General features: G+C 70.7%; 16 protein-coding genes. 9 read left to right on the top strand and 7 right to left on the bottom strand.

Translation table 11 applies throughout. The features are described 5' to 3' along the window. Window positions 1-20: 20 nt before the first annotated feature. Complete coding sequence (locus tag AC1DMQ_RS25210; RefSeq protein WP_477036279.1) at window positions 21-227, bottom strand: hypothetical protein; 207 nt, start codon at window positions 225-227, stop codon at window positions 21-23. 119 nt (window positions 228-346) lie between these two features. Here AC1DMQ_RS25210 and AC1DMQ_RS25205 point away from each other — a divergent pair, with 119 nt between their 5' ends. From AC1DMQ_RS25205 to trpC, 6 genes are all read left to right on the top strand, one after another. Further along, entirely contained in the window at window positions 347-2,035 is a 1,689-nt protein-coding gene (locus tag AC1DMQ_RS25205; protein ID WP_477036278.1) for a tetratricopeptide repeat protein, read from the top strand. A gap of 98 nt (window positions 2,036-2,133) precedes the next feature. Beyond that, window positions 2,134-2,481, top strand: a complete 348-nt coding sequence (locus AC1DMQ_RS25200) for an ArsR/SmtB family transcription factor (RefSeq protein WP_477036277.1) — start codon at window positions 2,134-2,136, stop codon at window positions 2,479-2,481. Window positions 2,482-2,586: 105 nt separating this feature from the next. Then, on the top strand, window positions 2,587-3,078 hold the full coding sequence (locus tag AC1DMQ_RS25195; protein ID WP_477036276.1) for an SRPBCC family protein: 492 nt from the start codon (window positions 2,587-2,589) through the stop codon (window positions 3,076-3,078). Window positions 3,079-3,252: 174 nt separating this feature from the next. Beyond that, on the top strand, window positions 3,253-3,849 hold the full coding sequence (locus AC1DMQ_RS25190; protein ID WP_028037584.1) for an aminodeoxychorismate/anthranilate synthase component II: 597 nt from the start codon (window positions 3,253-3,255) through the stop codon (window positions 3,847-3,849). A gap of 3 nt (window positions 3,850-3,852) precedes the next feature. Beyond that, window positions 3,853-4,896: an anthranilate phosphoribosyltransferase gene (trpD, locus tag AC1DMQ_RS25185; RefSeq protein WP_477036275.1), complete on the top strand. Its 1,044-nt coding sequence runs from the start codon at window positions 3,853-3,855 to the stop codon at window positions 4,894-4,896. Beyond that, entirely contained in the window at window positions 4,893-5,681 is a 789-nt protein-coding gene (gene trpC / locus AC1DMQ_RS25180; protein ID WP_477036274.1) for an indole-3-glycerol phosphate synthase TrpC, read from the top strand. The genes trpD and trpC overlap by 4 nt, the downstream gene beginning before the upstream one ends. 7 nt (window positions 5,682-5,688) lie before the next feature. Here trpC and AC1DMQ_RS25175 read toward each other — a convergent pair whose 3' ends face one another. Then, on the bottom strand, window positions 5,689-6,108 hold the full coding sequence (locus AC1DMQ_RS25175; protein WP_477036273.1) for a DUF5990 family protein: 420 nt from the start codon (window positions 6,106-6,108) through the stop codon (window positions 5,689-5,691). Window positions 6,109-6,389: 281 nt separating this feature from the next. Here AC1DMQ_RS25175 and lexA point away from each other — a divergent pair, with 281 nt between their 5' ends. Continuing rightward, window positions 6,390-7,094 (top strand): transcriptional repressor LexA, encoded by a 705-nt coding sequence (lexA, locus tag AC1DMQ_RS25170; protein ID WP_477036272.1) that lies wholly within the window; start codon window positions 6,390-6,392, stop codon window positions 7,092-7,094. A 126-nt stretch (window positions 7,095-7,220) separates the two neighbouring features. On the opposite strand, the gene AC1DMQ_RS25165 is transcribed toward lexA, so the two are convergent. The 3 genes from AC1DMQ_RS25165 to AC1DMQ_RS25155 are packed head-to-tail and all read right to left on the bottom strand — an operon-like array spanning window position 7,221 to window position 10,539. Further along, complete coding sequence (locus AC1DMQ_RS25165; RefSeq protein WP_477036271.1) at window positions 7,221-7,628, bottom strand: GFA family protein; 408 nt, start codon at window positions 7,626-7,628, stop codon at window positions 7,221-7,223. 51 nt (window positions 7,629-7,679) lie between these two features. After that, the gene (locus AC1DMQ_RS25160) at window positions 7,680-8,327 is read right to left on the bottom strand and encodes a glutathione S-transferase family protein (RefSeq protein ID WP_477036270.1); all 648 of its coding nucleotides are present in this window, start codon (window positions 8,325-8,327) and stop codon (window positions 7,680-7,682) included. 16 nt (window positions 8,328-8,343) lie between these two features. Continuing rightward, window positions 8,344-10,539 carry a ComEC/Rec2 family competence protein gene (locus AC1DMQ_RS25155; protein WP_477036293.1) on the bottom strand — a complete coding sequence of 732 codons (2,196 nt, stop codon included), beginning with the start codon at window positions 10,537-10,539 and terminating at the stop codon, window positions 8,344-8,346. Window positions 10,540-10,573: 34 nt separating this feature from the next. Between AC1DMQ_RS25155 and gltX the strand changes: the two genes are divergently transcribed. Beyond that, entirely contained in the window at window positions 10,574-12,010 is a 1,437-nt protein-coding gene (gene gltX, locus AC1DMQ_RS25150; protein WP_477036269.1) for a glutamate--tRNA ligase, read from the top strand. Between the two features lie 67 nt (window positions 12,011-12,077). After that, window positions 12,078-13,358: a citrate synthase gene (gltA, locus tag AC1DMQ_RS25145; protein ID WP_477036268.1), complete on the top strand. Its 1,281-nt coding sequence runs from the start codon at window positions 12,078-12,080 to the stop codon at window positions 13,356-13,358. Window positions 13,359-13,412: 54 nt separating this feature from the next. On the opposite strand, the gene AC1DMQ_RS25140 is transcribed toward gltA, so the two are convergent. After that, complete coding sequence (locus AC1DMQ_RS25140) at window positions 13,413-13,685, bottom strand: EscU/YscU/HrcU family type III secretion system export apparatus switch protein (protein ID WP_477036267.1); 273 nt, start codon at window positions 13,683-13,685, stop codon at window positions 13,413-13,415. Between the two features lie 10 nt (window positions 13,686-13,695). Then, on the bottom strand, window positions 13,696-15,051 hold a 1,356-nt coding region (fliK, locus tag AC1DMQ_RS25135; RefSeq protein WP_477036266.1), incomplete at its 5' end, for a flagellar hook-length control protein FliK.

Raw genomic sequence — 15,051 nt, 5'->3', positions numbered from 1 at the left:
GAGCAGGCGCCGTCGGGTCGTTAGTCGCCCAGACGCTCCGACGGCAGATGTTGCACGACCGCCGGCGGGGCGATGATCATCACCGTGGCGAAGGTCACCGCGCTCAAGGCCGCGAAGGCGGCGGCGGCCAGGACCGGCCCCATCCTCTGCCGGCGCATCGGTTTGCGCAGCAGGGCCCGGGCATAGGCGATCGCGGCGGAATCGAGGGCGGAATCAGCGGGGTTCATGACGTCAGCATGCCCGAGCCCCCGTGCGCCGCAATGTCCCATATCGTCGCAAATCGCGTGCGCCGGCTCCCAAGTCTGGAATAGTCGCCGCTCGAGTACGCCGTTCGCGGAGAGTCGCCGTGCAGGACCTGATCGCCGCCCGCTTCCAGGAAGGCCTGGCCCATCACCAGGCCCAGCGCTTCGCCGAGGCGCAGGAAGCCTACAGCGAGGTGCTGGGCGCCGATCCCCGCCACGCCGAGGCCTGGCGACGGATGAGCCTGCTGGCCGAACAGTTCGGCCGCCCCGACCTGGCCCTGGACTGGATCGGCAAGGCCGTCGCGCTGGAGCCGGACAATCTCCACTACCTGTTCGCCGAAGCCGTGACCCTGCAGGAGGCCGGCCGCCTCGCCGACGCCGAGGCGCGCTATCGCCGGATGATCGCCATCAATCCCGACCTGGCCGACGTCCACAGCAACCTGGGCGTCGTGCTGCGCGGCCAGGGCCGCAAGGCCGAGGCCCTGGCCGCCTATCAGCGGGCCGTCGCGCTGTCGCCGGACTCGCCGGTGTTCCTGGACAACCTCGGCATCGCCCTGGACGGCCTGGACCGACACGCCGAGGCCGAGGCCTGCTTCCGCGCCGCGATCACCCGGGATCCCGGCTACGTCAACGCCCGCCACAATCTGGGCAAGTCGCTGCACGCCCAGGGGCGCCTGGAAGACGCCGGCCAGGCCTTGCAGGAGGCCCTGCGCCGCCGGCAGGACGACGCCAGGATCATGAACGACCTGGGCGTGCTGCTGCACGCGCTGGGCCGGATCGCCGACGCCGAGAGGGTCTATCGCGCCGCCCTGGCCCTGACGCCCGACGACGCCGACCTGCACTATAATCTGGGCCTGATCCTGCTGCTGGCTGGCCGGCTGCCGGAGGGCTGGGCGGAATATCACTGGCGCTGGAAGACCGACGGCTATCGGGTTCGCCTGCGCGGCTTCGCCCAGCCCGAATGGGACGGCTCGTCCCTGCCCGGCGGCGTCCTGCTGATCCACGCCGAACAGGGCCTGGGCGACACCCTGCAGTTCTGCCGCCTGGTTCCGCTGGCCGCCGCCCGCCTGGCGCCCGACGCGCGGCTGGTCTTCGAGACGCAAGGGCCGCTGGTCTCCCTGCTGCGCGGCCAATGGCCGGGGATCGAGGTCATCGGGCGCGGCGATCCCCTGCCCGCCTTCGACGCCCACCTGCCGCTGCTCAGCCTGGCCGGCGTGCTGGACCAGAACCACCAGACCATCGACGGCGCGCCTTATCTGCGCCCCGATCCGAACCGCGTGGCGGCCTGGGCGCAGCGCCTGGCGTCTCTGGAGGGCCTGAAGGTCGGCCTGGTCTGGGCCGGCGGCCTGCGCCCCGGCGAGCCGCACGCCGACGCCATCGACCGCAAGCGGTCGGTCACCCTGGCCGCCCTGGCGCCCCTGGCCGCCGTTCCGGGCGTCTCGTTCGTCTCGCTGCAGAAGGACGCCCCCGCCGCCCAGGCCAGGACCCCGCCGGCCGGCATGGTCCTGCTCGACCTTTGCGACGACCTGACCGACTTCGTGGAGACCGCCGCCGTCGTCGCCAATCTCGACCTGGTGATCACCGTCGACACCGCCGTCGCCCACCTGGCGGGGGCCATAGGCACGCCGGTCTGGCTGCTCAATCGCTTCGACACCTGCTGGCGGTGGGAGTTGGGGCGCGAAGACAGCCCCTGGTACGCGGACCTGCATCAGTTCCGGCAGCCCACGCATGGCGACTGGGACAGCGTCGTGGCGGCGATGGCGGCGGCTCTGGCGAAGCGGGCTGGCGGCTAGGCGGCTAGGCGGCTAGGGCCGCCTCGCTCCGCGCGATTTAGTTAGCCAATCAGATAACTGTTATTGACAACCGTCGACACGCACAGATAGTTAGCCACATGGATAACTTATCATCGAGTCTCGACCTTGTGTTCGGCGCCCTCGCCGACCCGACCAGGAGAGCCGTCCTGGCGCGCCTGGGCGAGGGCGACGCCTCGATCGGCGAACTCGCCCGCCCCTTCGACATGGCGCTGCCCAGCCTGATGAAGCACGTCCGGGTTCTGGAGGCCGTCGGCCTCGTGGAATCCCGGAAGAGCGGGCGCGTCCGCACCTGCCGCCTGAAGCCGGCCGCCATGACCGAGGCCGAACATTGGCTGGCCGAGCACCGTGCGGTCTGGGAGGCCCGCCTGGATCAGCTCGAGGCCTATGTGAAGACAATCGAGAAGAAGCCCGGAAGCGAAGGCTGAAACGATCGAGCTCCACGAACGGCGGGCTCGCCGCGACCACGATCTCCGGGGTTCGAAAGCCTCATCGACGCCCCAACACATCCATCCCAATCGAAGGATCCGATCATGACCTCGTCCACCAACGCCGCGCTTTCGCAATGGGCGCTCGATCGCGAAATCGTTCTCTCGCGGGTCATCGATGCGCGGCGCGACATCGTGTTTTCCGCCTGGGCCGACCCGCAACATCTGCCGCACTGGTTTGGCCCCGCCGGCTTTGAGATCGAGACCAAGGAGATCGACATCCGTGTCGGCGGCTTGTGGCGCTTCGACATGACCGCGCCGGACGGCCAGTGCTGGTCCAGCCGGATGCAGTTCCTCCGTATCGAGCGACCGACCCTGATCGAGTTCGATCACGGCCTGGACACCGACGACGATCCGGGCCGCTTCCGGACGACCATCACGTTCGACGAACAGGACGACGGCAAGACCGTGATCACCTTGCGTCAGATCCATCCGACCAAGGCGCAGCGCGACGCGGGCATCGGCTTCGGCGCCGTCGAATACGGCTATCAGACGCTCGAAAAGCTGGCGCGCCATGTCGAGGCCTTGCCGGCCTGATTGGTCGGCCGCCGGATCACCACCGCCAGCGGGCGGCGTCACGCCGCCGTCCCGCTGGCCCAGGTCCGAGCCCTAGGCCTTGCAACCCGAGCTGAACTGAACGATGTACCCTGCGTCCACGACCGCGCAGGGCCCGCAGCGTTCGGGCGGTCCATTCAAGAGCTTGGCGGCGTCATGATCCTGGTCATCGATAACTACGACAGCTTCACCTACAACCTCGTCCACTACCTGAACGAGCTGGGGGCGGACACCGTCGTGCACCGCAACGACGACCTGTCGGTGCAGGAAGCCCTGGGCCTGCGGCCGAACGCGGTGCTGCTGTCGCCCGGCCCCAAGGCCCCCGACCAGGCCGGCATCTGCCTGCCGCTGCTGCGCGGCGCGCCGGACGATCTGGCCATCCTGGGCGTGTGCCTGGGCCACCAGGCCATCGGCCAGGCCTATGGCGGCGATGTGATCCGCGCCAAGGAAGTGATGCACGGCAAGACCAGCAAGATCTTCCACAACGACCAGGGCGTGTTCAAAGGCCTGCCCAACCCGTTCATCGCCACCCGCTATCACAGCCTGGCGGTCGACAAGGCCACCCTGCCCGACGACCTGGAGATCACCGCCTGGACCGAGGACGGCGAGATCATGGGCGTGCAGCACAAGACCCGTCCCGTCTACGGCGTGCAGTTCCACCCCGAATCCATCGCCACCGAGGGCGGCCACCAGCTGCTGGCCAACTTCCTGGACCTGGCCAAGGTCCAGCGCGACGCGGCGATCTGGGTCTAGATCATGTCGGACGCCTTCAAGCCTCTGCTGGCCAAGCTCGCCGACGGCCAGACCCTCGACGAGGACGACGCCGAGATCTTCTTCGCCGCCTGCCTGCGCGGTGAACCCACGCCCGCCCAGGTGGCCGCGGCGGTCACCGCCATGCGCCTGCGCGGCGAGACCGTGGGCGAGATCACCGCCTGCGCCCGCGCCATGCGCCGCGCGGCCATCCACCTTGAGCACCCGTATGACGTCATCGATGTCTGCGGCACCGGCGGCGACGGCCTGCACACCCTGAACATCTCCACCGCCGTGGGTTTCGTGGCCGCCGGCGGCGGCCTCAAGGTCGCCAAGCACGGCAACCGGGCGATCACCTCCAAGTCGGGCACCGCCGACGTTCTGGCCGCCCTGGGGGTCAATATCGACGCCAGCCTGGCCCAGCAGCGCCACGCGCTCGATACGGCCGGCATCTGCTTCCTGTTCGCCCAGTCGCACCACGGCGCGATGAAGCACGTCTCGCCGATCCGCCAGCAGCTTGGTTTCCGCACCATCTTCAACCTGCTGGGCCCGCTGACCAATCCGGCCGGCGCCAAGCGCCAGGTGGTCGGCGTCTCGGCCCATCGCTTCGTCGAGCCGGTGGCCAAGGCCCTGGGTGCGCTCGGAGCCGAGCGCGCCTGGTCGGTGCACGGCGCCGGCATGGACGAGCTGACCACCACCGGCGAGACCGAGGTCGCCGAATGGCGCGACGGCTCCCTGCGGCTGTTCACGATCACCCCCGAAGCCGTCGGTCTACCGCGCGCGGCCCTGGCCGACATCACCGGCGGCGATCCCGCCTTCAACGCCGCCGCCCTGACCGCCCTGCTGGGCGGCCAAAAGAGCGCCTATCGCGACATCGTCATGCTCAACGCCGCCGCCGCCTTCCTGGTGGCCGACAAGGTCGAGACCCTGCGCGAAGGCGTCGAACTGGCCGGCGCCGTGCTCGACGACGGCCGCGCCCAGGCGGCCTTGGCCGGTCTGGTGGCCGCCACCAACAGTGAACCCGTGCCCGCCCAAGTGACCCCAGCATGACTGACATCCTCGCCAAGATCGCCGCCTACAAGCGCGAGGACGTAGCGGATCGTAAGCGTCGCCGGTCGTTCGCCCAGGTGGACGCCGCGGCCAAGTCCGCCAACGGCCCGCGCGGCTTCAAGGCTGCGCTCGAGGCGCACCACGCGCCCGGCAGGCTGGCCCTGATCGCCGAGATCAAGAAGGCCTCGCCGTCCAAGGGCCTGATCCGCGCCGACTTCGATCCGCCGGCCCTGGCCCGCGCCTACGCCGCCGGCGGCGCGGCCTGCCTGTCCGTGCTGACCGACGGCCCCAGCTTCCAGGGCGCCGACGGCTACCTGATCGACGCCCGCGCGGCGGTCGCCCTGCCCTGCATCCGCAAGGACTTCCTGGTCGACCCCTGGCAGGTGGCCGAGAGCCGCGCCCTGGGCGCCGACGCCATCCTGGTCATCCTGGCGATGATCGACGACGCCCTGGCCGCCGACCTGATGGCCGAGGCCGCGCGCCTGGGCATGGACGCCCTGGTCGAGGTGCACGACGAGGCCGAGATGGACCGGGCCGGCAAGCTGGGCTCGACCCTGGTCGGGATCAACAACCGTGACCTGAAGAGCTTCGTGGTCGACCTGGCCGTCACCGAACGCCTCGCCGCCCAGGCTCCCAAGGACGCCCTGCTGGTCACCGAGAGCGGCCTGTTCGTCGCCGCCGACGCGGTGCGCATGGAAGCGGCCGGCGCCAAGGCCATGCTGGTCGGCGAAAGCCTGATGCGCCAGGCCGACGTGGCGTCGGCGACGAAGGCGCTGCTGGGCTAGGACCCGGTCAGTCCGCGACCCGCCAGGGTCCTAGCGGGCGCACCGTCGCGCAGGCCGGACCGCCGTCCTTGTCCCTTCCGGGCAAGCGGGCCTCCAGGACCTTGCCGGCCAGAGCCTGATCCAGCAGGTCGGTCGGCAGCGTGTGGATGTCGATCTTGGCGCGCCGGCTCCAGGGCGACGCCCCCGCGCCGGCCTGGCCTCCGATGGCGATGTAGACGAAGCGCCGCTCCGGTCCTTCGCTGCGGACGAACTCCCCCAGGAACTTCGGTCCAGGCGCGACGCGCACGGGAACGTCGAACGACAGCGGCCCGCCGCCGGCGACGACCTGACCGACGGCCTGGCTCTTCTTGTCCTGCAGGCTGTAAGCGCATCCGGGAACGGGGTCCTGGATCGTCAGCCTGAGCGTGATCGTCTCGCCCGTCGCCATCCGGTTCTCCAACCTGCCGCGCGTTCCGACTCCGTAGCCGGACTCCGTCAGGGTCCGCAATCCGCGACGGGTCCCACCAGGCGGGGTCAACGCCGCCTGATTCCCTCCGGGGCGGCCTTGATCACCCGTTCGCCCCGCTTCGCCCCAGTCCGGACTCTGTATTTCCTCGGGAATTCGCCCGCCCTCCCGGCGAACACCGTTAACTTGACATCAACGAAGAACACCTAGAGAACATTCACAGAGGTTTGCGGTTTGTTCCGCGACGACTGGCGAGGCCGGACATGCTCACGCGCAAGCAGCACGAGCTGCTGATGTTCATCCACGAGCGGATCAAGGAGACCGGCGTCTCCCCCTCCTTCGACGAGATGAAGGAGGCGCTGGACCTGGCGTCCAAGTCGGGCATCCACCGGCTGATCACGGCGCTGGAAGAGCGCGGCTTCATCCGCCGCCTGGCCCACCGGGCCCGGGCGCTGGAAGTGGTCAAGCTGCCCCAGCAGGCCACGGCGGCCGCGCCGCCGAAGGGGCGAGGAACCTTCAAGCCCCAGGTGCTGGAAGGCGGCGGCCAGCCGCCGTCGGCGCCGGGCGCGCCGATCGCCGCCGACACCACCCGCGAGCTGCCGATCCTCGGCCGCATCGCCGCCGGCACCCCGATCGACGCCATCCAGCACGAACGCGAGCGCCTGCCGGTGCCGGAGACCATGCTGGGCAGCGGCGAGCACTATGTGCTCGAGGTCCAGGGCGACTCGATGATCGAGGCCGGCATCCTCGACGGCGACTATGTGATCATCAAGAAGGGCGACACCGCCAACAGCGGCGAGATCGTCGTGGCCCTGGTCGGCGAGGAAGCCACCCTCAAGCGCCTGCGCAAGAAGGGCGGCTCTATCGCCCTGGAAGCCGCCAATCCCAAGTACGAGACCCGCATCTTCGGCCCCGACCAGGTCGAGGTGCAGGGCAAGCTGGTGGGCCTGATCCGGCGCTATCATTAGGTTCTCGGCGGACATCAACGCTGCGGCTGGGGACAGGCACATGTGCCTGTCCCCTTTTCGTATCTCGTCCTCTCCCTTTTGAGGGAGGTGGCCCGAAGGGCCGGAGGGGGTTCGCCGCGCGGGCTGCTAAGACGCCATCCCCGCCGGCCGGTTCTCCACATATTGCGGCACGTTCAGCGGCGGCAGCCACGGCTCGCGCCGCTTCACCCAGACCTCGTACTGCGGCGTGAACTGGCCAGTGTCGTCCAGCCCGCCCAGATGGATCTCGATCTCGCCGTCGCCCTCGCCTTCCGCCGTCCAGAACAGCGGCGAGCCGCAGGTCGGACAGCCGTGGAGCAGGCCGTGCTCGGCGCCGGCCCAGATCGCCGGCGAACCCTCGATCCGCACCCGGTCTGTCCGGAACGCCGCGAAGGCGTTGAACGGCGCGCCGTGGCGCTTGCGGCAAGTCATGCAGTGGCACAGCCCCACCCGCAGCGGTCCGCCCTCCGCCACGTATCGCACCGCCCCGCAGGCGCAGCCGCCTTGGCGTTCCATGATCGCCTCCGTCGTTCGTTCCAGGCCTAACGCCCGACCTCGCCTTCGGGCTCAGAAAGCCAGCCGTCCCTCCAATTCGCCGAACGGGACCATCACATGCTCCCGGTAGGCCGGACGAGCCCGGAGGCGCTCGTACCAGGCCTGCAGGCGCGGCAAGGCGGGTCGTTCGATCTCCAGCTCGAAATAGCGGTAGAGGTGCGCGCCGATGGCGATGTCGGCCAGGGACAGGGTCTCGCCGACGACGAAGGCGCGGTCCGCCAGCTGTGCGTCGACCAGGCTCAGGCAGCGTGCGGTCTGGTCCAGGGCCCTGGCCACGGCGGCTTCGTCGCGCTGGGCCTCCGGCGTGCGATAGCCGCCCCAGAAAACCCCGCCCAGGAAGGCCGGCTGCAGCGCGGTCTGCGCCCAATCCATCCAACCGTCGACCGGTGCGCGGGGGCCCGGATCCTCGGACCAGAACCGGTCCGCGCCATGGGCGGCCGCCAGGTAGCGCAGGATGGCGTGCGACTCCCAGACCACGACCTCGCCGTCCGCGATCACCGGAACCTTGCCGTGCGGGTTCATCGCCCGGAACGCCGGCTCGTCCAGCCCGCCGAAGTCGCCGCCGGCCGGGATATGCTGGTGCGGCAGGCCCAGCTCGCCGACCAGCCACAGCACTTTCTGGACATTGGCCGAACTGCGCCGGCCCCAAACTCTCAACATCTGGCCTTGGGCATGTCTAGCGCTCCGAAACACCGGTCCAGGGCCTGACGCCCCGCAGCGGTTGCGCCCAGACGATCCACCATTCGCCGCCGCGCCGATAGAGCTCGGCCGCACCGCCGGCCGCGAAGTCGTCGGCGTCGAGCACGATCCGGTCGCGGCAGGCCGGCGGGATGAGCGGCGCGGCCCCGCGCAGGACGACGATCTCCGCCTCGGCGCACATCGCCGCCAGGACCTCGAAGTCCGGGGCGGACTTGCTCCACGACAGAGCCAAGGCCACGGGCGCATCGGCGGCTGGGGCGCACGACCGCCGGTCGCAGGCGTAGAGCGGGCTGGGCGCGACGCCCTCCGGCACGATCAGGCCTCGGCGACGCCCCCACAGCTCGGCCCCGAAGCGGCGGGCGTCGGGGCGCAGCAGCACCGCCTCGCGGCCCTGCCGCACCGCCGCCGTGGTCCCGTCCGGGGCGATCCAGACATCGGGCGGCGTCGCGCGCGGCCACAGCGCCACCGCCAGGGCCAGGGGCACGCCCAGCCAGCGCAGGCGGCCTTGCCACAGGCACAGCAGCATCAATCCGACGAAGGCCAGGGCCAGGGTGAACGGCGGGCCGCTGGCCACCACGTGCTGGGCCCCGCCGGCGTTGGCGAAACCCTCGGCGATCCACATCATCGCGCCGATGCCCCAGCCGGCCACGGTGAGGAACGGCTCGCCCAGGCCGAAGCCCTCCAGGGCCGCGCCCAGCGCCAGGAACGGCATGATCACGAACGACGACAGCGGCGCGACCGCCAGGTTGGCCGGCAAGCCCCAGACGGCCACGCGGTTGAAGTGCTGCATGGCGAACGGCCCGGTCGCCATGCCCGCGACGAAACTGGCCCCGACGCTGACCGCCAGCCAGCCGCTGGCCGCCTGGAACGCCCGGATCGGCCAAGGCACGGAGATCTCACGCACCGGACGCGGCCAGGCCTCGGCCAGGGCCACGAGAGCAGCCGTGGCGGCGAACGACATTTGAAATCCGGGCGCGCCCGCGGATTCGGGTTGGACGAGCAGGATGATCAGCGCCGCGATCGCCAGGCCGTGCAGGGTGATGGCCTGGCGGTCGAACAGGATGGCGGCGAAGGCCACGGTGGCGGTGATTGCGGCTCGCATGGCCGGCGGCGGCGCGCCGGAGATCACCAGATAGGTCCCGACGGCGGCGAGGCCCGCCAGGGCCGCGACCTTCTTGCCCGGGACCCGCAGCGCCGCCCACGGCCAGGCGGCGATCAGCAGGCGCACCAGGCCGAACGCGAAGCCGCCGACGATGGCCATGTGCAGGCCCGAGATCGACAGGATGTGCGCCAGGCCCGAGGCGCGCATGGCCTCGGTCTGATCCTTGGTGATCCACGCCTCGTGGCCGGTGACCATGGCCGCGGCGATGCCGCCGCGCTCGGGGCCCATGTCGTCGACGATGCGGCTGGCCAGCCGCCAGCGGAAGGCGTTGACCGCCATGGCCACGCGCAGCCGCCAGGGCGGCGAGTCCAGCGCCGTGGGCCGCGACTGGCCGATCGCGAAACCGACGCCGCCCACGCCATGGAACCAGGCGTCGCGGGCGAAGTCGTAGGCCCCCGGCGCGGCCGGCGGCGGCGGCGGTCCCAGCATGGCCCGCAGGCGGACCGCCTGGCCCGGCGCGGGAATGTCCTCGGCCTCGACGGTCACCCGCACCCGCTTGGGCGTTTCTTCGGGCGCCAGCCTGCTGATCTGCACCGGCGCGATAAGCAGGCGCGGCCCGCCCGCGCCGGGACTGACCACGTCGACCACGAAGCCGTCTACGGTCATCACCGTCCGCTCGCCCGCCAGGATCGGCGCGGCGACGGCGTGCGAGCGGACCTTGCCCGCCACCGCCCCAGCTGCCAGGAAAGCCGCCAGCACCAGCAAGACCGACAGGCCGCTCGCCGAGCGTCGCCCGACCAGCCACGCCAGAAGCGCCAATCCCGCCGCCGCTCCGACCAGCAGCGCCCAGGACGGTTCGGCCTTCAGTTCCAGATAGCCGGCCGCGCCCAGGCCGAGCGCCACGGGCGACCACAGCATCCAGCGCTCGCGATTGGCGGCGATCTCACCGATCAGCGAAGCTGTTACCGCTCCCAGGCTAGGAAGCTCGCGAAGACGCGTGCTAAGACGCCCCGCCCAGCCGCCGCCGGTCTTGTCCCCCAAGGACTTGTCGGGCGTCCCGGTCCTCGCCACTTCCGTGGCCTCCAGTCCGTCAGCCTTGATCTCGATGACCAATTCCCCCCCGACCACTTCTGGCACGACCACTTCCGGTGTCGTCACCCGCTTCGCCCCGTCGCCGACCGGCTTCCTGCACATCGGCGGCGCGCGCACGGCGCTGTTCAACTGGTTATATGCACGCCATACGGGTGGGAAGTTCCTTGTTCGCGTCGAGGACACCGATCGCGAGCGCTCGACCGAGGCGGCCGTCGCCGCGATCTTCGAGGGCCTGGACTGGCTGGGCCTTAAGTCCGACGAAGAGGTCGTCTTCCAGTACAGCCGCGCCGACCGCCACCGTGCGGTCGTCGAGGAGATGCTGGCCGCCGGCCGCGCCTATCGCTGCTGGATGACCGTCGAGGAACTGGCCACGGCCCGCGAGGCCGCCAGGGCCGGCGGTCCGGCCCTGCGCTCGCCCTGGCGCGACGCCCCGCCCCCCAACGACCCGAGCCTGCCGCACGTGATCCGCTTCAAGGGTCCGACCGAAGGCACGACCCTGGTCGACGACCTGGTCAAGGGCCCGGTGACCTTCAACAACGCCGACCTGGACGACCTGGTCCTGCTGCGCGCGGACGGCGCCCCGACCTACAACCTGGCAGTCGTGGTCGACGACCACGACATGGGCGTCACCCACGTGATCCGGGGCGACGACCACCTGAACAACGCCGCCCGCCAGACCCTGATCTACCAGGCCAACGGCTGGACCCTGCCGGCCTTCGGCCACATCCCGCTGATCCACGGCCCGGACGGCGCCAAGCTCAGCAAGCGCCACGGCGCCCAGGCCGTCGGCGAGTTCGCCGACATGGGCTACATCCCCGAGGGCATGCGCAACTACCTGGCCCGCCTGGGCTGGGGCCACGGCGACGACGAGGTGTTCAGCGACGAACAGGCGGTCAGCTGGTTCGACGTCAAGGACGTGGTCAAGGCCCCCGCCCGCCTGGACTGGGCCAAGCTGAACTTCATCAACGGCCAGCACCTGCGCGTGGCCGAGGACGGCCGCCTGGCCGACCTGACGCTAAAGGCGCTGCAGGCCCAGAAGGCCGAGCTGCCGGCCGACGCCGCCGCGCGCCTGCTGGCCGTGGTGCCGCAGGTCAAGGAAGGCGCCAAGACCATCCTGGAGTTGGCCGAGCACTGCGCCTTCGCGCTGAAGGTGCGTCCGCTGGCGCTGGAGGAAAAGACGGTCAAGCAACTGACCGACGAGACCGTGGAACGGCTGACCCGCCTGCGCGCTCAGCTGGGCGCGGCGCCGGTCTGGGGCGTGTCGGAGCTGGAAACCCTGTTGAAATCCTTCGCGGAATCCGAGGGCGTGGGCTTCGGCAAGTTCGGTCCGTCGCTGCGCGGAATCCTCACCGGCGGCTCCCAGGCGCCCGACCTGAACAAGATCATGACCGCCCTCGGCCGCGACGAGTCTCTGGGGCGACTTGACGACGCCCTGGCGTCGCGCGCATGAGGCGCTATAACGCAACCGCGAAATCGAAAACTGGACTGACCGTTCCACTCTTGAAGGGGTCTCTCGCATGACCGACAAAGCCACGCTGACGATCGGCGAAAAGAACTACGACCTGCCGATCCTCAAGGGCAGCACGGGTCCGGACGTGCTGGACGTGCGGAAGCTCTACGCCGACTCCGACCACTTCACCTTCGATCCGGGCTTCACCTCGACGGCGTCGTGCGAAAGCAAGATCACCTATATCGACGGCGACGCCGGCATTTTGCTGCACCGCGGCTATCCGATCGACCAGCTGGCCGAGAAGTCCTCGTTCCTGGAAGTCTGCCACCTGCTGCTGAACGGCGAACTGCCGACGGCCGATGAATTCACCAAGTTCGAACGCAACATCACCTACCACACGATGCTGCACGCCCAGTTCGACAGCTTCTTCCAGGGCTTCCGCCGCGACGCCCACCCGATGGCCGTGATGACCGGCGCGGTCGGCGCCCTGTCGGCCTTCTACGCCGACAGCCTGAACGTCGATGATCCCAAGCAACGCGAGATCAGCGCCCATCGCCTGATCGCCAAGATGCCGACCATCGCCGCGCGCGCCTTCCAGTACTCGCAAGGCCGTCCGTTCGTGACGCCGCGCAACGAGCTGTCGTACTCGGAAAACTTCCTGCGCATGTGCTTCTCGGTGCCGGCCGAGGATTGGGTCCCCAATCCCGTCCTGACCCGCGCCATGGACCGCATCTTCATCCTGCACGCCGACCACGAGCAGAACGCCTCGACCTCGACCGTCCGCCTGGCCGGTTCGTCGGGCGCTCACCCGTTCGCCTGCATCGCCGCCGGCATCGCCTGCCTCTGGGGCCCGTCGCACGGCGGCGCCAACCAGGAAGCCCTGGAGATGCTGGAAGAGATCGGCACGGTCGAGAACATCCCCGCCTTCGTGCAGGGCGTGAAGGACAAGAAGTACAAGCTGATGGGCTTCGGCCACCGCGTGTACAAGAACTTCGACCCGCGCGCCAAGGTCATGCAGAAGACCTGCTACGAGGTGCTGGAGCAACTGGGCATCAACGACCCGCTGCTGCACGTGGCCATGGAGCTGGAAAAGGTCGCCCTCAGCGATCCCTACTTCATCGACCGCAAGCTGTACCCGAACATCGACTTCTATTCGGGCATCACCCTGCGCGCCATGGGCTTCCCGACCAACATGTTCACCGTGCTGTTCGCCCTGGCCCGCACCGTCGGCTGGATCAGCCAGTGGAAGGAAATGTTCGAGGATCCCTCGCGCAAGATCGGCCGTCCGCGCCAGCTCTATACCGGCGCCACGCAGCGCGACTACGCGGCCGTCGAAACGCGCGGCTGAGCGCGTCGGCATCGCTGGATTGGAAAAGGCCTCGCGAAAGCGGGGCCTTTTTCTTTAGCGCCCTTCGGCGCTGCGCAGGATGAAGCCCAGGATCTCGGCCACGGCGACGTAGAGCGCCTCGGGAATCTCCTCGTCGAGCTCGATGGTCGACAGGGCCTGGGCCAGGGCCGGGTTCTCCTCGATCGGCACGCCGTGCTCGCGGGCGGTCTCGATGATCTTGTCGCCGACCCAGCCGCGGCCCGAGGCCACCACGCGCGGGGCGCCCGGCTCCTCGTACTGCAGGGCCACGGCGATGCGCGGTCCGGCGGAGCGGATCGGGCCGGTCATGTGGCCCCTCTCATGTAGCTTGATCCAGGAATTGCCCGGGGGCGGCGGCCGAGGCGCGCGGCTGGCCGGTGTGGAAGGCCACCTCGGGCTCCAGGGCGGCCTCGCGCAGGGCGCTGTTGAGGCGTTCCTCGCCCGTGCGCAGGCGGGCCATGGCGGACGGGCGCTCGGCCCACAGCGACACCCGGGCCCGGTCGCCGGTCAGGGCCACCTGGGCGTGGACGGGACCCATGGGCTCGACGTCCAGCGAGAAGCGGGCCCGCCAGGTGCGGCCCAGGGCGTGGCCGCCCTCCCCGCCCGAGCCGCCGCCGTCGCGGCTGATCTCGAACTGGGCGGCGGCGGGCCCCTGCGGGGTCATGAACGGCATGTCGAACACCCAGCGCTGGGCGTGGTCGTCCACCGGACGGCCGGCGGCCGGCGGCTCGGGCAGCGAAGCGATCTGCAGCAGCTCGGTGCGGGCCAAGGCCGCGCTGGTCTCGGTCAACAGGCGCTGGGCGACGGCGTGGGGGCCCGCGCCGGTCGGCAAGCCCGGCTGGGCGGCGGCCTGGGCGTGGGTCGGGGCCCCGGCATAGGGCGGCGGGGTCTGGGACGGCGGCGCAGGCGCGGCCTCGGGTCCGCCATAGGCCATGGCCGCCGAGGCCGTGCGCGGCATGGCCAGGAGCGTCGGCGGAAAGTCCTCGGCCACGATGGCCCCGAAGGCCGGCAAGGGCGGGGGCTGCGGCGGCGCGGGGGGAGGACGGACGGCCTGCCAGGGCGCGTTGACGTTCGGCCAGCCGCCGGCCGGCTTGGCCAGCGCGGGCGCGCCGTCGTCGGCGGGCGGCGGGACTGGCGTCTCCGGATCGGCGGCGGCCGGATCGACCGACGCGCTCGTCGCCGAGGTGGTCGTGGCGGTCAGGGCCTGGGGCGTGCCGCGACCGGCAAGTTGGGCCGCGGAGGCCGCCGCCGTGGCGGCGGGGCCTGGTGGCGCGTTCAGCGGGGCGCTCGGCACGGGGCCGGCCTGGGCCGAGGTCGGCGGCAGGCCGCCGGCCCAGGCCTTGACCACCTCGCGGAACACCAGCAGCGCCGCCTTCATGTCGCTGTTGGGCGTCGGCGTCGGGACGGCCTTGGGCGGCGCGGTCAGGGTGCCGGTCTGCTGGCGCTGGGCCTGGCCGCTGGACGCCAGGCGGGCCTCCAGGAACAGGCCGGAGCGCTGCAGGGCCTGGCGGATCTCGGGGCCGCTGATCTGGCCGTCCATGCGGGCGCTCAGCGCCATGACCTGGGCGATGGCCGCCTTGACCTGGCGCGGGGTGTCGGGTTCGGCGGCGGCCTGGGCCATGTCGKCCATCAGCGGCGCGAGGCCCGCCTGGCGGCCGGCGGCGCGGCCGGCGGC

The sequence above is a fragment of the Caulobacter sp. 05L422 genome (assembly GCF_056397765.1).
The sequence above is the reverse complement of the archived record's forward strand: the minus strand, read 5'-3'. Positions and strand labels throughout refer to the sequence as shown.